Source organism: Corynebacterium sp. HMSC06G04, assembly GCF_001807365.1.
In the GTDB taxonomy this organism is placed as follows: Bacteria; Actinomycetota; Actinomycetes; order Mycobacteriales; family Mycobacteriaceae; genus Corynebacterium; species Corynebacterium simulans.
In genome coordinates, this window is sequence record NZ_KV788628.1 from 1 (window position 1) to 24,740 (window position 24,740).

Below are 24,740 nucleotides of genomic sequence, written 5' to 3' on the forward strand. Positions count from 1 at the left end.
CGGCGGGCGCGGCGGGGGCGGCGGGGGCGGCGGAGACGGGCGAGATGAAGGACACGGTGCCCGTGTACTCCTTATGCGGCTGGCTGGGGGAGGTGAACGTGACGTGGTCGCCGACCTCGATATCCGCGATGTCGGCTTCCTTGACCGTTGCCTTGACGAGGAGGGACGAGTCATCCGCGATCGCGAGCAGTGGCCCCTCGGCGGGGCGGCCTTGCTGCGCGGTGACGGACGTGATCACTCCATTAAGCGGAGAAAATAGCTGAGAACCAGAGATGTCGAACTCGAGTTTCGCATTGGCTTCCTCGGCGGCGACGCGTGCGCCCGCGGCGGACTTGAGGGCGTGGTTGACGGCCTGGGACTGCGCGTCGATTTGCTGTTGGGCGCTGAGCTCGGCGGCGCGCTGGGCGAGCTGGGCATCGGAAAGCTGGGCGTAGGCAGCGTTGGCGGCGCGCTGTTTGGCACCGACCTCGCGGTCCACGGCCTCGAGCGCGCGGGCGTAGGACTCCTCGGCGCGGTCAACCTGGTTCTGGGCGTCGCTGACCGCGTCATCCGCCTCGGTCGAGGCGAGCAGCGACGTGGCCATGGTGGCGCTGTCTGCGGTGGCCTCGCCAGCAGCACCGAGCGAGGCGAGCGCGGCCTGGAGCGATGCGTTATTCGCGGTGCGCAGCCCAGCGCGGGCCGTGTCTACCGCGGCGGCGGCTTCGGCGACGGAAGGATCTGCGGCGGCGCGGGACTCGGCGACGGCCTGCTGCGCGTCGTCGAAGCTGTGCTGCGCGGTGTCCACGGAGGCGCGGGCGGCATTGACCTCGCCGTTGAGGCCTTGATCCAACGCGTCCTGGAGCTGGTTGAGCTGGAGCTGCGCGTCCTCGACCTGATTGAACGCGCCGACTTCTTCCGCGGCCTGAGCGGCACGCTGACTTTGGAGCTCGCGTTCGGTAGCAGAGGTGTCGAAGGAGGCGAGGCGCTGGTTGGCCGTGACGCGCTGGCCGACCTTCGCGTCGAGCGTGACGATGGGCCCGGTCTGCGTCGTGGCGAGCGAGACCTCGCGGGCGGGTGCGATCGAGCCCGTGGCGGGCACGGACTGCGTGATGTCCTTCGCCGCGACGGTCGTGACATCGGCGGCGGTGAGCACCACGCCGTCGGGGCCGAAGGTGAGGTAGTAGGCGCCGCCACCGCCCACGGTGAGGACGGCGAGGGCGGCGGTCGTGATAGCGATAGTCTTCTTTTTCATTATTCGTGAATAGTAGTAGTGCCAATTCCGTTATCAATAATTAATGTCAGCTTAGCGCCTGGATCTGTGCGTGGAACGCAGTTGCTCTCACCAATGCCGGCGTCGCATTCGATCGCGATGGGCAGGTTGTCCGGCAGGTAGACTTCCGTGGCACCAATTCCGTTGTCGACGGTCACGGTGCGCGGGGAGTCGAGCTCCAGCTCACGCAGGTCGAGCGTGAGCTTGCCGATGCCATTGTCGTAGAGGTCCTGCAGCTCCGCGCCATCGTGCGGGGTAAACCGTACGTCGCTGGAGGTCTCGTCCTCGCTGGTCATGGTCATGGTGAGCACGAAGCCGAGGCCGGCGATGACGGCGGCGGAAATCGCGATGGCCGCAATGACGCCTTCGCGGTGCTTCTTCTTTGGCTCAGGCTGCTTGTAGGGCGCTGGGTCGGGCAGATGCCAGGCCTCGGGCACCGTGCCCAGGGGATCCCAGGACGGTGGGGTCGTGCGCCCCGGCGGAAACGGGTAGCCTTCGACGGGGGTGAAGGCGGACATATCGGGGCCCGGGGTGGTATCGGGGATCGGCGACGCGAGGACGCCGGCGGGCGGGATGGGTTGGCGTTGGTGCAGTCCGTACCAGGCTACGGCAGCGAGGATGAAGATGACGACGGTGGAGAGGGTTTGCTTCTCGCCGAATAGCGGGCCGAAGCCGGCCGTGGCGGCGAAGAGAATGATGAGCCCGATGGCGAGGCTGGATTCGGACTTTGGGCCGTCGGCCTTGCCAAAGAGGTCCTGGACGGGTGCGGTGGCCTTGCCGTAGAGCGGCATGCACATCCATGCCAGGGCGTAGAGCGCGATGCCGCCGCCGAGGACGAGCGCGGTAACAACGAAAGCCACGCGGACGAGGACCGGGTCGATTTGGTAGCGCACGCCGATGCCTTCGCAGACACCGGCAATCATGGCATTGCCGCCCTGGTTTCTCGGGATGCGGGGCGGGCGCGTGTCCCACATCTGGTTGAGAGTCGCGGTGTTCATACCTATATTGTGACGCACCGCGAGGTACGCCACCATCGGGGAACGCCCTGATTTTTGAACTTCAGGGTTTACCCCGATCCGCGCGGGGTGCAGCCGTGCGAAGATTAAGCGCATGAGTTCTCCCTATGCTTCGCGCGCGACTCAGCCCGCGTTCCCGACTTTGGCACGTCCCCAGGACGGCCGCGTCGTGGCGGGCGTGGGCGCGGGGGTCGCGGCGCACCTGGGCGTTGACGTGTTGTTCGTGCGTCTGGCCTTGACCGCGTTGTGCGCCTTGGGCGGCCTCGGCGCGTTCCTCTACGCCGGGGTATGGGTTGCGACCAAGCCTGCCGATGCCCCCGCGCCCGCCTCCCGCTTCGACTTCCGGGCTAACTGGTTGCTTGTCTTCATTGCCGTGGCGGCGGTCGTCAGCGCGCTGGCCAGCGGAGCCAACATGCTGCTGCCGCTGGTCATCGTAGGCGCGGGCGCGCTCGTGACGTGGCAAGCCTATGACCGCGGGCTCGAGAACGTATCGAGCAAGCTGAGTATTGCTGCGGGTAGTGTGCTCGTCTTGTCCGGCGTGGTCATTACCATCGCGCGGTGGGACGGCGGCGCGGACTTTATTCCGGCGTTGGCGGCGGTCGCGCTGACCGTTGTCGGCCTCGGCGCCCTCGTGGTGCCGCTCGTGCTCAAGCTGTGGCGCCAGGTGGCGGATGAGGGCGCGGAGAAGGCGGCATCGGAAGCCCAGGCGATCATGGCGGCGCGCCTACATGACTCGGTGCTGCAGACCTTGGCGCTCATTCAAAAACGCGCGGAGGATCCGGCGGAGGTCGCGCGGCTCGCACGATCGCAGGAACGCGAGCTGCGTGCCTGGCTATTTGACGCCCCCTCGGCGGCGCCGGCGACGGTCTTTGGCGCGCTGGCCGCGGCGTGTGGCGAGGTCGAAGACCTGTTCCCGGTGCGGATTGCGCCGGTGACGGTGGGCGAAGATATCGAGCTTACCGAGCCCACGAAGCTAGCGGTGCAGGCGGCGCGGGAAGCGATGGTCAACGCCAGTAAGCACGCGGGCGTCGATACGGTGGACGTGTATGCGGAAAACTTAGCCGGCGAGCTGTCCATTTTTGTGCGCGACCGTGGCGCGGGCTTTGACCCGAACGCGGTGACCGGGGACCGGCACGGAATCCGGGACTCTATCCGCGGGCGCATGGAACGCGCCGGGGGCACCGCGCGGGTGAACTCGCGTCCGGGAGAGGGCACCGAGGTGGAGCTCACGGTAGCTTTGTAGCCATGGTTTCCGTTTTCCTCGTCGATGATCATTCTGTCTTCCGTGCCGGCGTGCGTGCGGAGTTGGCCGACGCAGGGGATATCGAGGTCGTGGGCGACGCGGGCACGGTCGCCGAGGCGGTCGCGGGGATTGAGTCGGCGCACCCGGACGTGGTGCTGCTCGACGTGCATATGCCGGACGGCGGCGGGTTGGCCGTGCTGCGTGGCGCCTCGGGCCCGGTGTACCTGGCGCTGAGTGTCTCGGACGCGGCGGAGGACGTCATCGCGCTCATCCGTGCCGGCGCTCGGGGCTACGTGACGAAGAATATTTCAGGCCCGGAGCTGGCCGCGGCCGTGCGCCGGGTGCATGAGGGGGATGCGTATTTCTCGCCGCGGCTGGCGGGGTTCGTGCTTGATGCGTTCGCATCGGGTGCGCCTGCCGAGTCGAAGCCCGGCGCGCCGGACGAATCCGTGGGCCCGGCGGTCGATGCGCTAACACGGCGCGAGCTCGAGGTGCTGCGGCTGCTCGCGCGCGGTTACACGTATCGCGAAATCGGCGAGCGTCTCTTTATCTCGGTGAAGACGGTGGAGACGCATGCTTCTAATATTTTGCGCAAGACGCAGCAGTCGAATCGTCATCAGTTGACTCGCTGGGCGGCTAGCCATGATCTGGATTAAGTTATTTGCATGCGTCTATCTCTCCCTATTGCTTGCGTGACCCTATCCCTTAGCCTTGTTGCGTGCTCTGCTGCGGGTTCAAAAGATGAGCCGCTCTTTGACCCAAACGCTGCGTCTGACTCCAAGGAACCGGAGTTCAACATGGTTGATTTGTGGAGCGGCGAGGCCGATAAGGGTGCCGTGGAAGGCGCTGAAGAATGCGCGGATCCTTTCTTTGACCTAGGCGATACCTATGCTGGCTATTACCTGATGCAGCGCAAGGTGGGGCTGGATAGACCGCGCGGGCATTCCCTCGGAATGGGAGATGATCTGGGGCTGGTCCGAGCCTTCCCAGGACCACGGCGAGGCGGTGCTCTTCTTCGCGGGTGAGGATTTGGCTAAAGACTCCGTTATTAAGATTGCCTCGCGCGTCGAGGACGTCGACATCGAGGGCACCGAGGCCACGGTGACCTACGCGTGGGCAACGTGAACGTGAAGCCGTGGGATGAAAACCGCGATGAGTTGGTGCGAGATCAAAGGTCTTTCCGTATTCCTGCCCGCGAGTCAGACTATGTATGCCGCTGGGAGAACTTTTCTCTGGTTTGCGCGGCAGAGGAGGGAACGCCATTTCCTTCTGAGGCGGACTTTGACTTGACCTCGCCGTCGGATAAAGCCGAGCGGGCGGCCAGCATCCAGCTGACCATGCCTTTCGGTGTTTTCCCGAAGGACGTCGACGATAGTTTCTTCCACGCGGACGAAGCGCTCAAGGATGAGCAGGTTACGGCCGTTGGCACGATGCTTTTTGATACCCGCGGCGATGGCATCACGCTTTTCGACGGCCACGTCGGCATGCGCTTTACCCCCGACGGGCCAAAGAAGGTGCCGGTTGAGCATAGCCTGACCAGGAAATACTGGCCGGATCCGACGGAGCTCGATAGCTTTAACGAAGCTGGCTAGGCATAAGCTAGTTTGCGGGTGCCGTCGACGTGGGGGAATACGAAAAAGGCGGCGCCGGAAATCAGCAGCCAGGTCACGGCCACGCCCCAGGCTGGAAGCGTAAAAAGAGGGGCGAGCATGACGATGAGCCATAGCAGCATCAGGGGGATGAGCTGGCTGATATTCGGCAGCATCGTCACGTTCTTTTTGTCCGCGTAGGCCCGTAGTTGCGTGCGGTAGGGGTGCAGAAAAATGAGGGCGAAGGCCGCAATGAGAAAAAGCAGGCCAACCCCGATGGCGATGCCGAAGTGGACATCGCTGACCAACACAGCCACGGCGGCGCCGATGAGGAGGGAAGCGCCCAATCGCACCCAGTGTGGGGTGGGGATTGGGGTTTCGCGGCGGCGGATATCGCTGGCATGGGCAGTCATGCCGGTTAACGCTACCACTGCAATTGCAAGAGCATAGGGGCAAGGGCCATAATGGAGGCATGAATCAAACAAGTGTTCGTATAGCGGAGGTGGCCGCGGGGCAGAGTCGCGCGGACCAGATTGCCGCTTTGCGGGCGCAGATGCACAAGCTGGAAGCGCCTCGAACCGCCCCGGCAGTGCAGTCAGATGAGGAAGTGGTGGAGGTGCCTTCTTCCCTGGCCAGGCTGCTTCCTGGTGGGGGCCTCGCGCGGCGCAGTGCGGTGTATTGTGGGGTGTGTCCTGCGCTTATTGTCGAGCTCGTTTGTCATATTAGTGCACAGGGTGGACACGTCGGCGTTGTTGGCTGGCCGGAGCTGTCTCTCGCACAGGTGGCCGAGTCGGGGGATTTGCGCCGCGTGATTGTCGTCCCGGATCCCGGCGCTGAGCCGTGGTCGGTGACGGGAGTGTTGGCGGAAGGCCTCGACGTTGTGATCCATCGCGGGGCGGGGCTGGTTACGCCTTCGAAGGCACGTCCGGTTCTTGCGAAGATCCGCGGCGGGCAGGCGGCCGTGGTGACGGTGGGCGTGCGCCTGCCGGGAACCACCACGGAAATCGAAGCGGAAGTCACCAGCTTCCGCGGGCTGGGGCGCGGAAGTGGGCGCATTAACGGCGTGGATATTGCAGTAAACGTGGAGTCCAAGGGCGCGCGGGCGCAGCGCGGCACGGTGACGTGTGGGCAGCGGCGTCGGCTGGAGGCGGTATGAGGGTCGCGGCGCTGTGGTTTCCAGATTGGCCGGTCCAGGCGCTGCGGATGCAGGAGACGGCGCGGGTAGGTGCAGCGCGGGGAGGCACAATGCGGGAGCGGGCTACAGCTATCGTGGCGCAGCATAAGGTCGTTGTATGCGATGGCCTCGCGCGCCGAACCGGCGTGCGCCGCGGGATGCGCTTGCGCCAGGCGCAGGCGGTGCTGCCAGAGCTGCGCGTCGAGGAGCTTAACGCGGATCGTGATGGCGCTGCCTTCGCCGAGATTGCCGCCGGCTTGGATGCGGTGGCCTCCTCCATCGAGGTGCTGCGTCCGGGCCTGGTCATCGTGGATGCTGCTGCGGCGGGGCGTTTCCACGGCGGTGAGGACACGGCGGTGCACATGCTTGTCGACGCCGCCTCCCACGCCGGCCTCGACGCCACCGTCGGGGTGGCAGACGAAATCGCCACGGCGCTCATCGCTGCCCGCCACAATGGCCTGGGCGCGGTGGTGCCGGAGGGCGCTTCGCGGGAGTTTTTGGCGGGCCAGCCCTTAAGCGTGCTGGCCGCAGAGGTGTCTTTGGGCTGTGCGAAAGAAGTAGTAGAACAGCTGCGGCAGCTGGGGATTAGCAACCTCGGCGAGCTGGCGGCGTTGCCGGCTAGGCAAGTAATGACGCGCTTTGGGCAGGCAGGCAGGCGTTGTCATGACATAGCTAATGCCGTCCCGGATGGGCGGGTGGCGCCGGAGCTTGCGCGGCCGGATTTGGCGGTGGAGGTCAGCTATGAAGAACCCTTAGAGCGAGTGGACGCCGCGGCCTTTGCGGCGCGCCAGTTGGCGGCGCAGCTGCACAGCGTGCTCGCGGAGGCAGGGCAGATGTGCGTGCGTTTGCGGGTCGTCGCGGAGTTTCTAGGCGGCGCGGTGCTGGAGCGCGTGTGGCGTACGCAGGAGGCCCTGGATGAAAGCGCAACGGCCGATCGCGTCCGCTGGCAGCTGGATGGCTGGCTGAGCTCGGCGCGGGCGGGCGCGGAAGGCGGCGTCGTCAGGCTGGCGTTGGAACCGGTAGAAACCGCGGCGCCGGAGGGCGAGGGCCTGTGGGGGCAGACGAAGAGCAATGACAAAGCCAAGCGGGTCATCGCGCGCGTGCAATCGCAGCTGGGCGTGGATCGAGTACTGCAGCCGCGGGAGGCCGGCGGGCGTGGGGTGGCAGAGCGCATCGAGTACGTCCCCTACGGCGAGCAGCGCGACCCCGCTCCGCAGGGCAGCTGGCCAGGCCGAATTCCCTCGCCGCTGCCGGCAAGTTTGGCGCACCCTGCCTCGCGCATCCGGCTTCTCGACGATTCCTCCCGCGACGTCTACGTCACCGCCGAAGCGCTATTGAGCGCGGCGCCAGTGGCGTTGAGCTGGGGTAACAAGCGCTATCAGGTTATCGGCTGGGCTGGGCCATGGCCGGTGGATACTGCGTGGTGGGGAGAGGAAGCTCAAAGGCTCGCACGCTTGCAAGTGGTAGGCCAAGGCACGCAGAATCAGCGGGCCTGGCTGCTGGTCTGGGCGGCCGGGCGGTGGAGCGTGGAGGCGTCCTATTGCTAGGTGGCAGCGAGGAAATCGATGACCAGGCGGGTGGGTTCTTCCAGGACCTGCACGGAATATGGGTGGCGTTCCTTTAGGCCAACCACGAACTGGGAGCGGCCTTCGAATGTACCGGAGCTTTTGACCTCGGTGATAAAACCGCCTGCGCCGGGGGTGGAGCCGAGATTGGGATCGGCCATGTCTTTTTCGAAGGGATAAACGGTGCCGTCGATGTTGACGTTGAGAGCCGTGGCGCCTTCATAGTCGATGGCGTTGCCGGAACCCTGCTGCAGAGGCTTGTCTGTGTAGTCGATGAACCAGCCGGGGCTGCCTTCCCCAGTGAATTCGAAGACGACGCGTTCGAAGCCATCGTGATTGCCAACGCGAACATCGGTGACAACCAGCTGGGAAGGCACCGCGGGGCGTTCTGTCTTGCGGCTGAGATTGGTGACGCCAAGCGGGGTTACACCGGCTGGAGCAGAGGTCGTGGGGGCGCCTTCGACAGAGGACGTAGTAGATACCGCCTCTGTGAACGCGAGACTGGATTTATCCTCTGTGTCGCTAGCGCAACTTACCAAAGCTACAGATCCGAGAGTAAGGACAGCGAGAGTAGGCACGAGGGAGGACAATTTCGGCATGCAAACAGACTATTGCCTAGCCACCGACTCTGTATAGCCAAGGCAGGATTCTTAACCACATTGTTGTCATCATTTTCATTTTGATGGCAGGTAAGCTGTGGCACATGACTTTTTGCTCCGACGTACAGGTTGAGCCGCTTCCGGGCACTGCCAAGAAAGAAAGCGTATTTGTGCTCTTCGAGTGGCCAAACGGCTGGTCGCGCGATGTCTTAGACGGCGGGACCTTCGGCCCGGAACTCACTGCTGAACTTAAATCCAAGCTCAAAGGCGTGGCAGGGCTGCAGCTTATCCGCAAGCCCGGCAAGGAAGGCCGCAGCATTAACGGCAAGCATCGCTGCTACGTGGTCTGGGCCGAGCGCGGAGTTTATATGGAGCATCTCCTAGACGGCCCGGAAGGCATCTTGGGGTTGGATTTTGTGGTGCCGGAAGACGGTGTTCTTTCCCGCCCGCTTGTGCTGATTTGTACCCACGGGCGTCGGGACGTGTGCTGTGCGGTCAAGGGGCGCCCGCTTGCGGCGGAGCTGGCTGCAAGTTTCCCGGAGGAGGTATGGGAGACCTCGCACACGAAGGGGCATCGTTTTGCTCCGTCGATTCTTTTGATGCCGTGGGGTTATTCCTTTGGCAGGCTTAACGTTGAGGCGGCGCGTGAGATGCTGCTGGCGGCGCGTCGCGGGGAGTATTTCTACCCGGGCAATCGCGGCAGCGGGCTCTATGATCCGCGCGGGCAGGTGGCGGAACTGGCAGTCGCGCGGGAGCTGATCGAGGCGGGGGAGGCCTTGCGCTATGGGCAATTGCACGCGCTTGAAAATACCGTGCACCATGACGACGGCCGCACCTGGCGGGTAGAGCTGGAACAAAAAGAGGTCTCCGGGGTCATCTCCTCGTGTGGAGACTGTCCGAAGACCTCAAAGGCGTGGCACGCAGTGGGTGTGCACGCGGGGGATATTAACGGCGCATGATCTTGGCGGAAAGCCAGTTGCCGAAGAACTGCGCTGCCTGAACCAGCACGATGATAATCAGGGTGGCCACCACGGTGACCTCCCACTCGAAGGCGCGGTAGCCGTAGACGATGGCAAAGTCGCCCAAGCCGCCGCCACCGACGTAGCCGGCCATTGCGGACATATCTACGATGCCGATGAACAGGAAGGTATAGCCCAGAACCAGCGGGCCAAGGGCTTCCGGCACGATGACCGAGGTGATGATCTTCCAAGGGGAAGCGCCCATCGCGCGGGCTGCTTCAATGACGCCGGGGTCGATGGCGACCAGGTTTTGCTCCACGATGCGGGCCACGGCGAAAGTGGCTGCGATGACCATGACGAAGGTCGCAGGTTCGCGGCCGATAGATCCGCCGAGGACCGCCACGGTTAGCGGCTGCGCGAAGGCCAGCAGGATGATGAACGGGATGGGGCGGATGAAGTTCACCAGGATATTGATGATGAAGTAGACAACCTTGTTCTGCAGGATGCCACCAGGACGGGTGGTGTAGAGCAAGACGCCTAAAACGAGGCCGAGGAGGCCTGCGACCACCAGGGTCGTCGAGACCATGATGAGGGTGTCTTGGACGGCCTCGATGAGGGTATCGCCCAAGCGATCCCAGTCAGCGGCAGCTTGGTAGGTCACGTTCATCGGGAAATCTCCTCAATCTCGGTGGTGCGTTGCAGGGTGCGGTAGAACTCCTCGATGGCGGCGGCATTACCGTTCAAGCGCACGGTGAGCTTGCCGAAGGAATGCTTCTGCAGAGTCGTGATACCGCCGTGGACCACTGCGATAGACACGCCCTTTTCCGCCAAGCGTGCCGATGCGGTGAAAAAGCCGGAGTTCTCGGTCAGGTTGATGGTGAAAAGGCGGCCCTCGTGGGCGAGGAGGTCGTCTGCTTCTACCAGGTCTGGGGTGTTGCGCAGGGAAGTGGCAACGAACTTGGAAGCGACCTCCGTGCGCGGGTTGGAAAAGACCTCGTAGACGCTGCCGGCCTCGATGACGCGGCCGGCTTCCATGACGGCAACCTTATCCGCGATGGAACGAACCACGTCCATCTCGTGGGTAATCACGACGATGGTAATACCCAGGTCGCGGTTGACCTTGCGCAGCAGATCCAGCACCTCGTGCGTGGTGGTGGGATCGAGTGCGGAGGTGGCTTCGTCAGCCAGCAACAGCGAAGGGTTGGTCGCCAGCGCGCGAGCGATGCCCACGCGCTGCTTCTGACCGCCGGAGAGCTGCTCCGGGTAATTCGAGCCCTTATCGCCAAGGCCCACGAACTGCAGGAGCTCCTCCACGCGCTTTTTGCGTTCTTCCTTCGGCATACCGGCTAGGCGCAGCGGGTATTCGATGTTGCCTGCCGCGGTGCGCGAGGTCATCAAATTAAACTGCTGGAAAATCATGCCGATGTTGCGGCGGATACCACGCAGCTTGGACTCCGGCATGCCGACGATGTCGGTGCCATCCAGTAGGAGCCGGCCCGAGGTGGGCTTATCCAAGCCGTTGATCATGCGCACCAGCGTGGACTTCCCCGCGCCGGAAAAGCCGATGATGCCGACGATTTCACCGGGCTCGACGGTCAGCGAGACGTCGTCAAGCGCCTTGGTTTCGGTCTTGTTATTTTTAAAGACCTTGGTGATGTTGCGGAACTCAATGCGGGTGCCGTGCTTGGCACCGGGATTATCTGTCACGTGAGGCGTTTCCTTCATATTGTTGTGACTGGCTAAAACCTTCTAAGACCTTACTCGGCGGAGGAAGTTTCTAAGCGATCCAGGATTTCCTGGAGTTCATCTTGCGGACGATCCACGAAGATGGTGGTGCCGCCCGTGGTCTCCTGCACTGCCTTTTTGACCTCTGGTGAAAGGTACAGCTGCGCTAAGCGCTTGACCTTATCGTTGTCCTTATCCTTTTCTTGTACTGCCCAGACGTTGATGTATGGGTCGAACATGACGGTGGGATCGGCGCTGGGAGCTTCGGGGTCGTCGTAAAGCACTGCCTCGGCCGGGTTGATGCCCGCGCGCTTGAAGAAAGAATTGGTGATGATGGCAGGGGCGCCTTCGCCGTATGCCGACGGAGTCTGGGAAGCATCGACCGGGGTTACCTTGACCTTTGACTTGGCCTCGTCGATGTCGGCCGGATCCGGGGTTAGCTTGCCTTTTTCCTGCAAAGTCACCAGATCGTTGGCGGCCAGCAGGTTGATGGCGCGGCCCTGGTTGGTGGCGTCATTCGGGATGGCGACTTCCTGGCCCTCGATGCCCTTTATATCCTTGTGGCCCTTCCAAAACAGCGGCATCGGGTAGACCTGCGTGGAGGCCACCGGAACGAGGTTGGTGCCGTTGCCCGCGTTGTATTCCGCCAGGAACTTCAGGTGCTGAAACTTGTTGGTGTCGGTGCTGCCTTCCGCCAGAGACTGGTTCGGGGTGGCGTAGTCGGTGAAGCTTTTCATCTCGATCTCGATGCCTTCCTTGGCGGCGAGATCTTTCAATACGTCCCACTCCGGAAGCTCGGCATCGGTGGTGCCGATGATGATTGGATCCTCTGCGGTGCCGGCAGCAAACTCGGAGGACTTGGAAGAACAACCCGCAAGGCCCGTGGCTGCAACAATGCTTGCCGCAGCCAGCGCAGCAATCTTTTTCAGCTGCACGGCGCTAGCTCTGCTCTGTCACGCGGTCGAGGATCTTCTTCAGCTCCTCCGGAGACTTTTGAACCGGAACGGAAGTGCCCTTGGAATCCTCTGCGACGGCGTCCTGGACGGCCTGGGAGTGCCAAATTTCGGCGACCTTCTTAATCTCCTCGTTGTTGGCGTCTTCTGCGCGAACGACGAAGGCGTTGATATAAGGCTCTGCCTCCTTGGAGTTCGGGTCATCCTGGAATACGGCGGTGGTGGGGTCGATGCCGGCGCGGTCGAGGAAGGAGTTGTTGATGATGGCTGGCTTGCCTTCGCCGTAGGCGGTGGGGGTCTGCGCGGCGTCGACAGGCACGACCTTGACCTTGGACTTTGCCTCGTCAATATCCGGCAGACCTGGGGTGATGAGGCCTTCCTTCTTCAACGTAACCAGCTTGGCCTGTACGAGGACGTTGATGGCGCGTCCCTGGTTGGTGGTGTCATTCGGGATGGCTACTTCCTGGCCCTCGATGCCGTCGAGGGAGTCGTGGCCCTGCCAGAACAATGCCAGCGGCACGATTTCGGTGGCGACGATCGGAACGAGGTCGGTGCCGTTGCCCTTGTTGAACTCCGCCAAGAACTTCAGGTGTTGGAAGTTATTGGTATCCAGTTCGCCTTGGTCAAGCGCCTGGTTCGGGGTGTTGTAGTCCGAGAAGTTCTGCACCTCGATGTCAAGGCCTTGCGCCTCGGCTTCGTCCTCGAAGGCGGACCATGCCTTCTTAGCGGCGTCGGTAGTGCCGACGACGATCTTGCCGTCGGAATCGCCAGAGGAGCAAGCAGCCAGGCTGGTGGCTGCGATGACGGCTGCGGAGGAAGCAGCGAGAACGCGGCGAATACGCATGATATGAGGTGTCCCTTCGAGTGAAATAACGTTTGTTGCAAGAAACCTAGCAATGATTGAACCGCTTTGTCTATATCGCTTTGGGTGAGACTGAAAAATTGACTAGAACATAGTTTCGATCCTATCTTTTCCCCATGAGGTTTAATGGTGGGGTGGCGCTGCCTTGGTCGCGGGTGGAGCGGATTCTTTCCGGCCGTCCTGCCGCAACGCCCGTTTCGGTGGAGCACTTGGGGGAGCGGGGCGAGGGTCTCGAGCGCGGGGTCTCGGCCGTGCCTTTCGCGGAGCTGCATGCGGTTTCTTCCTATAGCTTTTTGGACGGCGCCTCGGAGCCGGAAGAGCTGGTGGCGCGCGCGATGCAGCTGGGGCTAGAGGGGCTTGCGCTGGTGGATAAGGACGGTTTTTATGGCCTGATGAAATTTGCCGAAGCCGCCGCTAAGGCGGGGCTGCCGGCGGTGTTTGGGGCGGAGCTTTCGCTTGTCGACGGCCCTCTTGTCGTCCTCGCCCGCACCCCCGAGGGGTACCGCCGGCTATCGCGATTGATTGCCCAAGCGCGCATGGATGCAGATGTGAAGGGCGAGGTGGCTTACCCGCCGTTGGAAGTAATTGCGGAGCGTTTGCAAGATTATTGCCTGTTCCTTCTGGACTGGCAATGGTTGGACAAAATCGATCATGTGCTCGAAAGAATAAAAATAGACAGCATAGTACTTGAATATTCCTGCACGATGTCTCCTGAGGACGCAGATCGCCACGCTGAACTGGATAAATGCAATAATCTGCGCGCCATCGCCACTGCCTTACCCGCTGCCGCCACACGGCAGGAAGCGCGCCTAGCCGCGGCAAAGCGTGCGCTTAGCCAAAGAAAATCTCTGGACCAGGCAGAACCCGATGCGCCCCCGATGGGTGCCGGCTGGCTGCGCTCAGGCGAGCAGATGGCGCAGCTTTTTCCGGAGCGGCCGGAGCTCATCGCCGAGACCGTCAAAGTATTAAAGGAGTGCAGTTTCACCTGGGATGCGCTCGCGCCGAACCTGCCTGACTTCGAGGTGCCTGAAGGCCATACCGAGATGTCTTGGCTGACGCACCTGACCTGGCAGCGAGCAGAAGAGCGCTATGCCTCGCGCCCGGCTGCGATTCGCTCGCGGGCGTGGAAGCAGATCGAGTACGAGCTAGGCGTTATCGAGCAGCTGACCTTTCCAGGGTATTTCCTCATCGTGTGTGACCTCGTGGATTTTTGCCGTCGCTCCAACATCCTCTGCCAGGGGCGCGGCTCGGCGGCGAACTCCGCGGTGTGTTTTGCCTTAGGAATCACTAACGCCGAGCCGATTTCCGCGGGGCTTCTTTTTGAGCGCTTCCTTTCGCCAGACCGCGATGGCCCACCGGACATCGATATCGACATCGAATCCGGCCGCCGCGAGGAGGTCATTCAATACGTCTATGACAAGCATGGCCGCGAGCGCGCAGCGCAGGTGGCCAACGTTATTACGTATCGCCGCAAGGGCGCTGTTCGCGATGCAGCGCGTGCCTTGGGCTATCCCCAAGGCAGCGCCGATTCCTGGTCGAAGGGGCTTTCGGAGCCGCCGGAGGGCGTCGTTAAGCTGGCGGAGCAATTCCTCGGCCAACCGCGCCACCTGGGCATTCACTCGGGCGGCATGGTGTTGTGCGACCGTCCTATTGCAGACGTGGTGCCAATGGAATGGGCGCGGATGGAAAAGCGTTCGGTGCTGCAGTGGGATAAGGATGACTGCGCGGCGGCCGGATTGGTGAAGTTCGATCTGCTGGGCCTTGGCATGCTGGAGGCGCTGCACCACATGCAGGACTTGGTGGAGGAGACCACCGGGTACAAGGTGAATCTGTGGGAGCTCGACCTAGCGGAAAAAGAGGTCTATGACATGCTCTGCCGCGCCGATGCGGTGGGGGTATTCCAGGTGGAATCGCGCGCGCAGCTGTCCACGCTGCCGCGCTTGCGCCCGCAGAAGTTCTTCGACTTGGTGGTGGAGGTTGCGCTCATTCGTCCCGGCCCGATTCAGGGCGGTTCGGTGCATCCTTATCTGCGCCGCCGCGACGGTAAGGAGGCTGTGACCTATGACCACCCGGTGCTGGAGAAGTCTCTGGGCAAGACGCTGGGCATTCCGCTGTTTCAGGAGCAGCTGATGCAGATTGCCGTCGACGCCGCAGGCTTTTCCGGAGCGGAGGCCGATGACCTGCGGCGTGCGATGGGCTCGAAGCGCTCGCCTGCACGGATGGCCGCGCTCAAGCAGCGTTTTTATGATGGGCTCGCGCAGACGAATGGCATCGAGGGCGAGGTTGCGGACAAACTGTGGAACAAGATCGTGGCCTTTGCAGCCTATGGCTTCCCAGAGTCGCACTCGCAGTCTTTTGCCTCGTTGGTCTACTTCTCGGCGTGGATGAAGTATCACTATCCGGCGCAGTTTTGCGTGGGTCTGCTGCGGGCGCAGCCGATGGGCTTTTATTCGCCGCAATCGCTCATTCAGGATGCGCGGCGGCACGGCGTGGAAGTTCTTCCGCTGGACGTGAACGCTTCGGGTTGTCAGGCGCGTGCGGTGGTCCAAGACGGCGGCGAGGTGGCGATCCGGCTGGGCCTTAACCTCATCAAGGGGTTGGGGGAGAAGGCCGCGCAGCGTATCGAGGGTGCATGCGCGCAGATGCCGTTTCAAGACATCGCGGATCTGTCTAGGCGGGCGGAGCTTAGCGTTGAGCATGTGGAGGCTTTGGCCAGTGCCGGTGCGCTGGAGACCTTTGGGCTAAGCCGGCGGCAGGCGCTGTGGCAGGCGGGCGTGGCGGCTACGGAAAAGGCGGGCATGCTCGCAGGGCTTTCGGCTATTTCTGCGCCGAGCCTGCCTGGCATGAGCGCTTTCGAGCTGATGGCTTCCGACGTCGCCAGTACTGGCGTTACCCACGACAAACAGCCGATGGAGCTCGTGCGCGCCGCGCTTAACGACGCCCATGTCTGCACCGCCGCGCAGCTGCGGCAGGTTCCAGACGGCACACGGGTGCGGATTGCGGGCATCGTGACGCATAGGCAGCGTCCGCAGACTGCCGCCGGCGTCATCTTTTTGGGCTTGGAGGATGAGACCGGCTTGATGAACGTGATGGTCTCACCGGGGCTGTGGCAGCTCAACAAGACCGTGGCCAGGACGTCTAAAGCGCTGGTTATTCGTGGCATCGTGCAAAATGCCACGGGCGCGGTCAACGTGGTGGCAGACAAGCTGGAGCCGCTTGCCATGGGTGAGTGGCTCTCCCGCGGCTCGCGTGATTTCCGTTAGGCCGGTGCGAGAAATCCCCCCGTATTCAGGTAATACCGCACAACATTCACCCCGCGCTGGCAGCGGGCCTGTTTTTCCTCCTGCTCTACCTGGTCTTTTCTAAGTACGGGCGGATTCCGCTGGGCCTCGACGGGGAAGAAGCGGAGTATTCTATTGGCGCGGAGTTCGACTCCACCTCGGAGCAAGCCACTGAGTGGTATGGGCGCACCGACGAAGGCGGCGTGCCCATTCCTTATGACTACGATGCCGGTGAGTGCATCTCGAAGGAAAAGGCACGCGATCTTGTCCGCGCGATCGTCGGCGTCCATTCCGAGCGCGATGGTGCCCAGCAGTGTGAGCGATGCTCCGAACATCAGCACGCCGGCCAGCATTCCCGCCGAGCCACAGGACCATAACGGGAACGTGAAGGCATGATTATTCCTTAGAGATGAGCTCGTCGCGGTTGATTTTGCCGGCGAGGGATTGTGCGACGCTGAAGGGAATACACAGCATCTGCAGCAGGATGAGTTTGAAGAACAAGACGGCGACAAAGATCCCGTCCATCGAATCGACGAAACGCGTGCCTACTGAAATGGCGCCACAAGCGAGGAGCAATAGCAGGGAAGACATGAGTGCGGTCTTCAGACCGTCGTCGCGGGCTTCGACGCGCAGTTGCAGCATGTATTCGTCGAGCTCGGTGGTGGGGAGGTCTGCGTCGCCGATGGTCTTGCGCAGCTGCGCTACATACATGCCAGTCATGATCGCACCTGCGCAGGCGAGCATTAAAGGCCAAAACTGATCTACAAACTGTAGGGGAACAGACAATACGATGAGGGCGAGGCTCCAGTTGGCTAAAGATACGAGGCGCTTGCGCTTGGCTACGCGTCCCTGGACTTCGGCGGAGCTTTGAATAGTCATTGGGCTAGTCCTTTCGGTACATCTCTGTTGACAAGGGCTGGAACTCGGTGCGGGAGAAGACAGCTTCCACTGGAAGGTCAAAGACTTCGCAGATGCTGAACGCGAGGTCGAGGCTGGGAGAGTGATCGCCACGCTCAAGGGCGCCGATGCTTTGGGGGTTGACCCCGACGGCGTCGGCAAGCTGGGCGCGCGACATGTCCCTCTCGACTCGGAGCAACCGAACCCTATTGAAAATTGGGGAAGACGGCTTTTTCTTTGGGGACATAAACCAAAGTATTGTATAAACCCAACACTTTGTCAAGAAATCTGAGGCTTTGTTAGCATAGGCGGCATGCGCTCCGCCCTTTCTCCAGACATGCATCCGGTCTCCCGGAAGCTGACCACAGCTCGCTATATTCACCACCTGAGCTGGTCGGCAGTCTTTGCTATCGCTTTCGCGGTTGCGGGGTACTTCGCCAGCTCATTTTGGTACTGGTTCGCCGGTGCCTGGGCCGTTTGGTTCGTCTACTTGCTCTGGCTCATCCCCGCGCAGGTGGCGAATATGGGGTGGAAGGAAACTGACGATGAGCTGGTGATTACCCGCGGTAAGCTGTGGTATCGCATGACCATTGTTCCTTTTGGTCGAATCCAGTTCGTGGACGTTTCTGCCGGTCCCATCGAGCGAGCCTTGGGGTTGAAAAGGGTGAAGATTCACACGGCGTCGACAAGCTCAGATGCGAAAATTGCAGGCCTTTTAGCCGCTGACGCCGATGCATTGCGCGAGCGCCTCGCCGTGAAGGCACGCGAGAGGATGAGCGGACTGTGAGTGGCCGGCACCGGCTGGGCAAGGACCGCGCCCCAGTTGATAGGGAAGGCTATCGCCGTGTGCACCGGCTGACGCCGCTGCTGCGCTTTTGGTCGGTTATCTTCGCGTTTCTGGCCATTTGCGTGCTCAACTTCAACGTGGAGATGCTCTCCGACATCGCGGCCTACCTACGTGGCGGGCACTGGAGTGACATTGGCCTTGGAACGCTCGCGGGGCTCGGCGGCTTCGTCGTGGTCTGCCTGGGTATTTGGTATGTCTCCGCTATTTGGTGGCGCAAGCTGGGCTATAAGCTCGGCCCCGATGAGGTGGCGCTGCGCCACGGCGTGATTTCCACGTCTTTTCGCTCCGCACGCTATGACCGCATTCAGGCTGTCGACGTGGTGGAGTCTGTCATTGCGCGGTTATTTGGTCTGGCTGCAGTGCGCGTGGAAACAGCCGGCGGCACGGCCTCTGTCATTGAGATTTCCTTTCTGCGCAGGCAAGAGGCCTTGGCGTTGCGCGAGGAGCTTCTGACCCATGTGCATAGCCGTTCGGCGGTGTCGGAGGCTGCCGGTTCCGAGGCGGTCGGGCAGGTAGCTCCGGCGGAAGAGCAGGGCTGGCAGCTGATTCCGGAAATCCCCGTCGGTCGCACGCTGGCGGCGGAGGCGCTGCGTTTGCCCACGCTGATTGCGGTTGTAGTCATGGCGATTTTCCTCGCTTTGCCGGATTTCCGCGCCGCCACGGTGCCCATCGTGGTGGGCTTTGTGCCCAATATTTGGAATCTTATCGATACCTCGTGGCGCTTCCAATCCCGCTACGACGGCCACGATGAGGTGCTCAACATCTCCTACGGCCTGGCTGACCGCCGCCGCCAGACCATCCGCCGTTCGCGTATTCACGCGGTGCGGGTTACCCAGCCGCTGCTGTGGCGCATGTTTGGCTGGTACGAGGTGCAGGTTTCCGTGGCCGGGTACGGCGCGATGGGCGGCGGCAAGCAGTCGGGCTCCACGCGCATCTTGCCGGTGGGCACGCGGGAGCAGGCGTTGCGCGTACTAGAGCTGGTCTCTGATCTTGATGCCGAGCAGATCGAGTACTACGCCCAGCCGGAGGGGCACACCCACCCCACCTATGTTTCCCCGCGTAAGGCCTGGTTGGCCTCGCCGGTGGATGTGCGTCAGCAGGCGGTCACGTTGGTGGGCGAGGACGTTGCCGTTGTGCACTCGGGAAGGCTGTCACGCCGGGTGATGGTCGTGGGCACCCCGCATATCCAAGAGCTGACGGTCCAGGCCGGCCCGCTCAATCAGCTGCTGGGCGTGCAAAACATTCGCTTCGATCTGGTCCGCGGCCCCGTGGGCATGGCGGGAAAGCAGCTCGCGCTTGCCGACGCCGCCGAGCTTCTCACCCGCCTGCGGCAACGCCGGCTGCCTTCGATGGAGCACGAGGCTACGATGCCGGCGCCGGGCGAGGCCGGCGCAGACTAAGCAAGACCGGCCCGCGCTTTCGTCCGAGGTTGGCGGAGGCTGTGCCGCAGTGGGCTGCAGCAGCACAGGAACCGCATCCGCTGGTGGGGCAGGAGTTGAGCGCTTCGGCGTTTAGCTCCCCGGTGGAAAGCAAATGCGAAATCACAAGATTGACCGTGCCGATTTCAAGGCCCGTTACGTGCGCGATTCCGGCGCGGGTGGTGGTGCCGGAGGAAATTGCGTCCTTTACCTGAGCAATGGGCGAGGTCATAGCAGCCTCAAGAGCTGGAAGGCGGCGACGGCCAAGGCCCACGCGGTGAATAGTTGCACCGCGAAACCGAAGAGTGTCCAGCGCCAGCCAATCTCCCGTTTCTGGGCAGCCAGCGTTGCCACGCATGGGGTATAGGCAAGCAGGAAGAGCATATACGCCCACACTGCAGCGTTCGTATTTCCGTCGGAGGCTGTGGCGAAGTCGGCGCGCACCTTCTCGCTTAAGGGGCTCGATGCCTGTTCTTCGGGTGCGGCGTCGGTGACGTCGTCTACTGCGTAGGTCTGCGACCACGTGGAAATCAGCGCTTCCTTGGCCACGAACCCCGTCACTAGCGGGCCCGCGAGCGACCAAGAATCAAAGCCCGCCGGGGCAAAGGCCGGAGCGATGCTGCGCGAGATAGCGCCATAAGCTGAATCCTCAGGAGCTGGCGACTTGTAGTCAGACAGGGAAACCCCACCAGCGCCTACGGGAATCGCCATGAGCAGCCAGATGACCACCACCGTGGAGACAATGATGCCGCCGGCAGTCTGCAAAAATCCCTTCAGCCTCGTCCACATCACCGACATGGCGAGGCGGAAGGTGGGAAGTTGGTACGTCGGAAGATCGATGACCAGCGGGTCCTGCGGCACAGTCCGCCACAACGTGCCGCGCAGCACCAAGCCCACCAGAATAAGCAAAGCGATGGAGATGACGTACATACAAAAAACGACGCTGCCGGCATGACCCGGGAAGAAGGTCTCCGCCAACATCACGAAGACCACCAACCGGGCAGAGCAGGAGGTAAACGGGATAAGCAGCGAGGTCATGATGCGATGCCGCGGCGAACCCAGCACGCGGGTCGCAGCAATGGCAGGAACGTTGCAGCCAAAGCCCACAACTATAGGTAAAAATGCCTTGCCCGGCAGGCCGATGGCGCGCATGAAACGGTCCGTAACCACTGCCGCGCGGGCCATATAGCCAGAATCCTCCAGCACGGCTAGGCACAAAAACATCAGCGCCATCAGGGGTGCAAAGGTAAGGACCATGCCGACGCCGCCAATAAGGCCGTCGACAAGCAAGCCCTCTACCAGCGGATGGTGAAGGCCGACTGCCTCCAGAAGATGGCGCGCTGCGTCAGAGATAGGTCCTGAGACCAGCGCCTCCAAACCGTCTTGCAGAGGAGCGGCCACCGTGGTGGTTATCTGAAAGACAAGCCACATCACCACGAGGAAAAGCAACGGGCCCGCTACCGGGTGCAGCGCTATCGCATCTAGGCGCTGCGAACGCGTGACCGGCTGGGACTGCGTGTGCACCGCTGCTTTGGTGGCGGCATCGAGATCCGCAAAACGGGCGTCGATGCTGGCGTCTTCGCGCAGGACTTGTGGCTCCTCAGTGAGGGAAACCTGCACCGTCTCACGCAGGCGCTCCAGTCCTTCCCGCCGGCGACCATCCACACAGGCCACCGGGATTCCCGTGGCTCTCGCGAGCGCATCGGCATCAACCCGCAAGCCCTGGTCTTGTGCCACGTCCATCTTGGTCAGTGCGATGCTGAGCCGGTAGGGAAGCTCTGCGAGCTGAAAAGCCAAGTTGAGCCCGCGTGCAACCGCAGACGCGTCGACCACGACGATGACGTGATCGGGGCGCTCGGCAGGGGCGGCGTCGTAAAGCATGGTGCGCGTGAGCGCTTCATCCGGGCTGAGCGGATCCAAAGAATAGGTACCGGGGAAGTCAATGAGATCGGCAACCTCGGCCGGGCAACACGAATGTGCAATATTCCATGCGCCGCGGCTGACCTCCACGGTCGTGCCCGGCCAGTTGCCGGTCTGCACCTTCGAACCGGTTAGTGCATTAAAAAGCGTGGACTTGCCGGAGTTCGGCGCACCCACCATGGCGATGATGGCAGCGCCCGCGGGAGCCAGCGCCCCGCCCGGATTTCCATGGCAGCTGGGCGTTACAGCACTCATCACTAAACCCCGATTGATTGCAGCGTCTGGCGGTCGATGGCGTAGCGGCAGGAGTCAACCGAGACGATGCGCGCGCCACCTGCCACATGCGCGCCGACGGTTAGGCATGCTCCCGGGCGGATGCCCAGCTCGCCCAAGCGGCGGGCCATGGCCGGATTATTCATGCAATCCAGGCATTCGGGGCGCAGGGTAACAGTAGAACCGACAGGCAGGGAGTAGGCCGAGTTGTGGGAGGTCGACTCGCCTGAGCGTATGTGCAAAGGCAACATGACTAGGCATCCTTTCAAATTCGGTTATAAAGTTACCCTAACCGAATGATGGTTTACCTAATCGTTGTGACAATTGTCCTAGACAGCGCCCTTAAACCCCAGCTGGCGCCAAGCCTCATACACGGCTGTCGACGCCGCGTTAGACAGGTTCATCGAACGGCGCGCCGGGACCATCGGGATGCGCACCTGCTCGGTGATACGTGGGTGATTAAGATGCTCTGGCGGCAAGCCGGTGGGCTCGGTGCCAAAGAGTAGGACATCGCCTTCTTGGAACTCGACGTCCGTGAACCACTTATCGGTATGCGTGCTAAAAGCAAACACGCGCGCGCCGGGCAGTGCGTCCATGCAAGCGTCGAAGTCCTTATGGATGTGCAGGTCAGCAAGGTCGTGGTAGTCCAGGCCTGCGCGCTTTAGGTGCTTGTCATCGAAGTTGAATCCGAGCGGTTCGATGAGATGCAGGGATGCTCCAGTGACGGCGGCGGTGCGGATTGCGTTGCCGGTATTGGTGGGGATCACGGGATTATCAAAGACGATGTGCAGCTGGCTCATGGGCATAAGTCTAGGATGGAGCGCATGAGCGCAACCAAACTAGATGGCAAGTTGTACCGTGACGAGATCTTCGCGGATCTGAAAATCCGCGTCGAGGCCCTCAAGGAAAAGGGCATCCAGCCTGGCCTGGCCACCGTGCTGGTGGGCGATGACCCGGGCTCGCACTCCTACGTGAAGATGAAACACCGCGACTGCGAACAGCTGGGAATCAACTCCATCCGCAAGGACCTTCCGGCGGATATTAGCCAGGAGGAGCTGGAAAAGGTCATCGACGAGCTAAACGAAGACGACGGCTGCACCGGCTACATCGTACAGCTGCCGCTGCCGAAGCACCTGGATGAAAACAAGATCCTGGCCAAGATTGATCCGGAAAAAGACGCCGATGGCCTGCACCCGGTCAACCTGGGCAAGCTGGTTTTGAACGAGGATGCCCCGCTGCCGTGCACCCCGAATGGTTGCATTCACCTGCTGCGTCGCTTTGGCGTGGAGCTGGATGGAGCGAAGGTCGTCGTCATCGGCCGTGGTGTGACTGTTGGCCGTCCGATCGGCTTGATGCTTACCCGCCGCAGTGAAAATTCCACCGTTACGCTCTGCCACACCGGTACCAAGGACTTGGCTGCCGAGACGCGCGCTGCCGACGTCATCATCGCAGCGGCCGGCAAGGCACATATGCTCAACGCAGACATGATCAAGGAAGGCGCCGCGGTTCTCGACGTCGGAGTTTCCCGCGTTGATGGCAAATTGGCTGGCGACGTCGCACCAGACGTCTGGGACAAGGCCGGCTTCGTCTCGCCGAACCCGGGCGGTGTCGGCCCGCTGACCCGCGCATTCCTGGTGTCTAACATCGTGGAGCGCGCAGAAAAACTGGCGGGCCAGCAGTAGATGGCCCCGGAGCTAAACCTCGATAACCCGCACGACGCCAACCTGCGGCCCTCCCGCCTACCCGCGTCCGTGCAGTGGGCGGCCGTGGGGTTATTTTGTGCCGCCGTTGCACTTTCTGCGGTTTTTGCGATTTCCGAGCATTGGCGTCGCGCCGCGGTAGTCCTTGGTGCAGGCCTACTTTGGCTTTCGTTGGTGCGGCTTAGCTGTGACTCGAAAATCGTCGGCATCCTCGCGGTCCGCTCGCGCCGTTTTGATGCGTGCTATACCGGCGTTATTGGTGCCGTGATGGTGTTTTTGTCGGTTTCAGTCGATGCGTTGGGGTCTTAGATGTAGTACTCGCTGCCGCTAAACGCCGTTTCCAACTCCAGTCCGTCAGGTGCCGAGAGCGTAAGGAAGTTACGCAAGATTCGGTCCATCTGGCGGGCTTCGGCCAAGAAAGCATCGTGGCCGACGGGGGAGACGATTTTCGCCATGGCCAGCAGGTTGCCGATGTTGCGCGAGATATGTTCCTGCTGGTGATACGGGTAGAGGATGTCCGTGTCTACGCCGACTACCATCGTGGGAACAGTCGATGTTGCTAGCGCTTTGTTGAGGCCGCCGCGGTCGCGGCCGACATCGTGGCGGTTGAGCGCCTCCGTCAGCGTTACATAGGAGCCGGCGTCGAAGCGGCGGGCGAGCTTTTCTCCCTGATAGTCCAAGTAGGAGTTGACCGCGAAACGCTGATTCCCCGTGCGGTAAGGGCCGAGCGGATTCTCGCCGCGTTGTGCTTGGACGCCGAAGCGCTCGTCGATTTCCTGTTCGCCGCGGTAGGTGAGGTGAGCAATCCGGCGTGCGGCGGCGAGCCCTTCGCGAGGCGTTTTGCCGCTTGCGTAGTAATCCCCGCCGTGCCAGAACGGGTCGCGCTCAATGGCAGAAATCTGTGCGGATTGAATGCCAATCTGCCAGCCCGAAGCCCGCGCGGATACCGCAATGACGCAGGCTGCGGTTATGGATTCCGGGTACAGCAGCGTCCACTCCAGCGTCCGTGCCCCGCCCATGGAGCCACCGATGATGGCACGGACTTGGGTGATTCCGAGGGCTTCTAGGAATTGCCTTTCCGCTCTCACCAAATCTCGAATCGATAGCGCGGGGAAGCGCGAACCCCAGGCACGGCCGTCGTCGGGATGCGCGCTGGCGGGCCCAGTGGAACCAGCACAGCCGCCCAGTGCATTGGTGGCGATCACGCACCATTTCCGCGTATCCAAAGCCTTGCCTGGGCCCAGCAGGTCGGCCCACCAGTCGGCAACGTTGGAATCGCCGGTCAGTGCATGCTCGATGAGCAGGACGTTATTCTTGCCGTGCGGGTCACCGGCGAATTCGCCCCACCGCTGATACGCAATACGCACCTCGGGAATTTCAGCGCCTGCTTCAGTACGCAGCTTGCCGACGCCGACTTCTTCGAGCTCACCTTCACAAGCCAAGTTGGGCACAGTCATGGCGACTTCTTGA

The 24,740-nt window shown here is 62.2% G+C and carries 28 protein-coding genes; 12 read left to right on the plus strand and 16 right to left on the minus strand.

What is annotated here, in order from left to right; all coding sequences use genetic code 11:
- Window positions 1-1,231 (minus strand): HlyD family efflux transporter periplasmic adaptor subunit (locus HMPREF3158_RS11730; RefSeq protein ID WP_070498650.1); only part of this gene is annotated, 1,231 nt, incomplete at its 3' end.
- Window positions 1,231-2,247, minus strand: coding sequence for a PspC domain-containing protein (locus tag HMPREF3158_RS11735; protein ID WP_061920643.1), 1,017 nt, complete (start codon window positions 2,245-2,247; stop codon window positions 1,231-1,233). The genes HMPREF3158_RS11730 and HMPREF3158_RS11735, both read right to left, overlap by 1 nt.
- Window positions 2,248-2,359: 112 nt before the next feature.
- Between HMPREF3158_RS11735 and HMPREF3158_RS11740 the strand changes: the two genes are divergently transcribed.
- The 4 genes from HMPREF3158_RS11740 to HMPREF3158_RS11750 all read left to right on the plus strand — a co-directional run bounded on the left by HMPREF3158_RS11740 (window position 2,360) and on the right by HMPREF3158_RS11750 (window position 5,100).
- Window positions 2,360-3,508, plus strand: coding sequence for an ATP-binding protein (locus tag HMPREF3158_RS11740; RefSeq protein ID WP_062035807.1), 1,149 nt, complete (start codon window positions 2,360-2,362; stop codon window positions 3,506-3,508).
- A 2-nt stretch (window positions 3,509-3,510) separates the two neighbouring features.
- On the plus strand, window positions 3,511-4,164 hold the full coding sequence (locus HMPREF3158_RS11745) for a response regulator transcription factor (protein ID WP_062035806.1): 654 nt from the start codon (window positions 3,511-3,513) through the stop codon (window positions 4,162-4,164).
- A gap of 304 nt (window positions 4,165-4,468) precedes the next feature.
- Window positions 4,469-4,633 (plus strand): hypothetical protein, encoded by a 165-nt coding sequence (locus HMPREF3158_RS12995; protein ID WP_168161766.1) that lies wholly within the window; start codon window positions 4,469-4,471, stop codon window positions 4,631-4,633.
- A complete protein-coding gene (locus HMPREF3158_RS11750) occupies window positions 4,621-5,100 on the plus strand; it encodes a hypothetical protein (RefSeq protein WP_070498651.1) in 480 nt (159 codons plus the stop codon). The genes HMPREF3158_RS12995 and HMPREF3158_RS11750 overlap by 13 nt, the downstream gene beginning before the upstream one ends.
- Here the strand turns inward: HMPREF3158_RS11750 and HMPREF3158_RS11755 are convergent.
- A complete protein-coding gene (locus HMPREF3158_RS11755; RefSeq protein WP_062035804.1) occupies window positions 5,097-5,510 on the minus strand; it encodes a hypothetical protein in 414 nt (137 codons plus the stop codon). The two genes, HMPREF3158_RS11750 and HMPREF3158_RS11755, sit on opposite strands and share 4 nt — an antisense overlap.
- A 59-nt stretch (window positions 5,511-5,569) precedes the next feature.
- Here HMPREF3158_RS11755 and HMPREF3158_RS11760 point away from each other — a divergent pair, with 59 nt between their 5' ends.
- Window positions 5,570-6,253: a hypothetical protein gene (locus HMPREF3158_RS11760; protein ID WP_062035803.1), complete on the plus strand. Its 684-nt coding sequence runs from the start codon at window positions 5,570-5,572 to the stop codon at window positions 6,251-6,253.
- Complete coding sequence (locus tag HMPREF3158_RS11765) at window positions 6,250-7,818, plus strand: DNA polymerase Y family protein (RefSeq protein WP_070498653.1); 1,569 nt, start codon at window positions 6,250-6,252, stop codon at window positions 7,816-7,818. The genes HMPREF3158_RS11760 and HMPREF3158_RS11765 overlap by 4 nt, the downstream gene beginning before the upstream one ends.
- Here the strand turns inward: HMPREF3158_RS11765 and HMPREF3158_RS11770 are convergent.
- Window positions 7,815-8,435, minus strand: a complete 621-nt coding sequence (locus HMPREF3158_RS11770; RefSeq protein WP_070456032.1) for an AMIN-like domain-containing (lipo)protein — start codon at window positions 8,433-8,435, stop codon at window positions 7,815-7,817. The genes HMPREF3158_RS11765 and HMPREF3158_RS11770 overlap by 4 nt on opposite strands.
- Before the next feature lie 104 nt (window positions 8,436-8,539).
- Here HMPREF3158_RS11770 and HMPREF3158_RS11775 point away from each other — a divergent pair, with 104 nt between their 5' ends.
- Window positions 8,540-9,394: a sucrase ferredoxin gene (locus HMPREF3158_RS11775; RefSeq protein WP_070498735.1), complete on the plus strand. Its 855-nt coding sequence runs from the start codon at window positions 8,540-8,542 to the stop codon at window positions 9,392-9,394.
- Here the strand turns inward: HMPREF3158_RS11775 and HMPREF3158_RS11780 are convergent.
- From HMPREF3158_RS11780 to HMPREF3158_RS11795, 4 genes are read right to left on the minus strand one after another with little or no spacing between them, the layout of a single operon-like run.
- Window positions 9,381-10,061, minus strand: a complete 681-nt coding sequence (locus HMPREF3158_RS11780; protein WP_062035800.1) for a methionine ABC transporter permease — start codon at window positions 10,059-10,061, stop codon at window positions 9,381-9,383. The genes HMPREF3158_RS11775 and HMPREF3158_RS11780 overlap by 14 nt on opposite strands.
- Entirely contained in the window at window positions 10,058-11,119 is a 1,062-nt protein-coding gene (locus tag HMPREF3158_RS11785; RefSeq protein ID WP_201057414.1) for a methionine ABC transporter ATP-binding protein, read from the minus strand. The genes HMPREF3158_RS11780 and HMPREF3158_RS11785 overlap by 4 nt, the downstream gene beginning before the upstream one ends.
- Before the next feature lie 32 nt (window positions 11,120-11,151).
- Complete coding sequence (locus HMPREF3158_RS11790; protein WP_070498655.1) at window positions 11,152-12,054, minus strand: MetQ/NlpA family ABC transporter substrate-binding protein; 903 nt, start codon at window positions 12,052-12,054, stop codon at window positions 11,152-11,154.
- A 4-nt stretch (window positions 12,055-12,058) separates the two neighbouring features.
- The gene (locus HMPREF3158_RS11795) at window positions 12,059-12,916 is read right to left on the minus strand and encodes a MetQ/NlpA family ABC transporter substrate-binding protein (RefSeq protein ID WP_070432687.1); all 858 of its coding nucleotides are present in this window, start codon (window positions 12,914-12,916) and stop codon (window positions 12,059-12,061) included.
- Between the two features lie 134 nt (window positions 12,917-13,050).
- On the opposite strand from HMPREF3158_RS11795, the gene HMPREF3158_RS11800 reads away from it, so the two are divergent.
- Window positions 13,051-16,197 carry an error-prone DNA polymerase gene (locus HMPREF3158_RS11800; RefSeq protein ID WP_062035796.1) on the plus strand — a complete coding sequence of 1,049 codons (3,147 nt, stop codon included), beginning with the start codon at window positions 13,051-13,053 and terminating at the stop codon, window positions 16,195-16,197.
- Here the strand turns inward: HMPREF3158_RS11800 and HMPREF3158_RS11805 are convergent.
- From HMPREF3158_RS11805 to HMPREF3158_RS11815, 3 genes are read right to left on the minus strand one after another with little or no spacing between them, the layout of a single operon-like run.
- On the minus strand, window positions 16,194-16,556 hold the full coding sequence (locus HMPREF3158_RS11805) for a hypothetical protein (RefSeq protein ID WP_141741054.1): 363 nt from the start codon (window positions 16,554-16,556) through the stop codon (window positions 16,194-16,196). The genes HMPREF3158_RS11800 and HMPREF3158_RS11805 overlap by 4 nt on opposite strands.
- Window positions 16,557-16,611: 55 nt before the next feature.
- Window positions 16,612-17,094 (minus strand): hypothetical protein, encoded by a 483-nt coding sequence (locus HMPREF3158_RS11810; protein WP_062035794.1) that lies wholly within the window; start codon window positions 17,092-17,094, stop codon window positions 16,612-16,614.
- 4 nt (window positions 17,095-17,098) lie between these two features.
- Complete coding sequence (locus tag HMPREF3158_RS11815; RefSeq protein ID WP_070498737.1) at window positions 17,099-17,359, minus strand: helix-turn-helix transcriptional regulator; 261 nt, start codon at window positions 17,357-17,359, stop codon at window positions 17,099-17,101.
- 90 nt (window positions 17,360-17,449) lie between these two features.
- Between HMPREF3158_RS11815 and HMPREF3158_RS11820 the strand changes: the two genes are divergently transcribed.
- Both HMPREF3158_RS11820 and HMPREF3158_RS11825 read left to right on the plus strand, forming a co-directional pair.
- Window positions 17,450-17,899: a PH domain-containing protein gene (locus HMPREF3158_RS11820; protein WP_070498656.1), complete on the plus strand. Its 450-nt coding sequence runs from the start codon at window positions 17,450-17,452 to the stop codon at window positions 17,897-17,899.
- Window positions 17,896-19,359 carry a PH domain-containing protein gene (locus HMPREF3158_RS11825; RefSeq protein ID WP_083291091.1) on the plus strand — a complete coding sequence of 488 codons (1,464 nt, stop codon included), beginning with the start codon at window positions 17,896-17,898 and terminating at the stop codon, window positions 19,357-19,359. The genes HMPREF3158_RS11820 and HMPREF3158_RS11825 overlap by 4 nt, the downstream gene beginning before the upstream one ends.
- Here HMPREF3158_RS11825 and HMPREF3158_RS11830 read toward each other — a convergent pair.
- The 4 genes from HMPREF3158_RS11830 to HMPREF3158_RS11845 form a co-directional block, all read right to left on the minus strand.
- Window positions 19,322-19,609 (minus strand): hypothetical protein, encoded by a 288-nt coding sequence (locus tag HMPREF3158_RS11830; protein WP_070498658.1) that lies wholly within the window; start codon window positions 19,607-19,609, stop codon window positions 19,322-19,324. The two genes, HMPREF3158_RS11825 and HMPREF3158_RS11830, sit on opposite strands and share 38 nt — an antisense overlap.
- Entirely contained in the window at window positions 19,606-21,552 is a 1,947-nt protein-coding gene (gene feoB, locus HMPREF3158_RS11835; protein ID WP_070498659.1) for a ferrous iron transport protein B, read from the minus strand. The genes HMPREF3158_RS11830 and feoB overlap by 4 nt, the downstream gene beginning before the upstream one ends.
- 2 nt (window positions 21,553-21,554) lie before the next feature.
- Window positions 21,555-21,821 (minus strand): FeoA family protein, encoded by a 267-nt coding sequence (locus HMPREF3158_RS11840; RefSeq protein ID WP_070498661.1) that lies wholly within the window; start codon window positions 21,819-21,821, stop codon window positions 21,555-21,557.
- A 78-nt stretch (window positions 21,822-21,899) separates the two neighbouring features.
- A complete protein-coding gene (locus tag HMPREF3158_RS11845; RefSeq protein ID WP_061920678.1) occupies window positions 21,900-22,370 on the minus strand; it encodes a tRNA (cytidine(34)-2'-O)-methyltransferase in 471 nt (156 codons plus the stop codon).
- A gap of 24 nt (window positions 22,371-22,394) precedes the next feature.
- On the opposite strand from HMPREF3158_RS11845, the gene HMPREF3158_RS11850 reads away from it, so the two are divergent.
- The gene (locus HMPREF3158_RS11850; RefSeq protein ID WP_070498663.1) at window positions 22,395-23,252 is read left to right on the plus strand and encodes a bifunctional methylenetetrahydrofolate dehydrogenase/methenyltetrahydrofolate cyclohydrolase; all 858 of its coding nucleotides are present in this window, start codon (window positions 22,395-22,397) and stop codon (window positions 23,250-23,252) included.
- Window positions 23,253-23,579 (plus strand): DUF3017 domain-containing protein, encoded by a 327-nt coding sequence (locus tag HMPREF3158_RS11855; RefSeq protein ID WP_070498664.1) that lies wholly within the window; start codon window positions 23,253-23,255, stop codon window positions 23,577-23,579. It begins immediately after the preceding gene.
- Here HMPREF3158_RS11855 and HMPREF3158_RS11860 read toward each other — a convergent pair.
- Window positions 23,576-24,727, minus strand: a complete 1,152-nt coding sequence (locus HMPREF3158_RS11860; RefSeq protein WP_070498666.1) for a homoserine O-acetyltransferase MetX — start codon at window positions 24,725-24,727, stop codon at window positions 23,576-23,578. The two genes, HMPREF3158_RS11855 and HMPREF3158_RS11860, sit on opposite strands and share 4 nt — an antisense overlap.
- Window positions 24,728-24,740 lie beyond the last annotated feature (13 nt).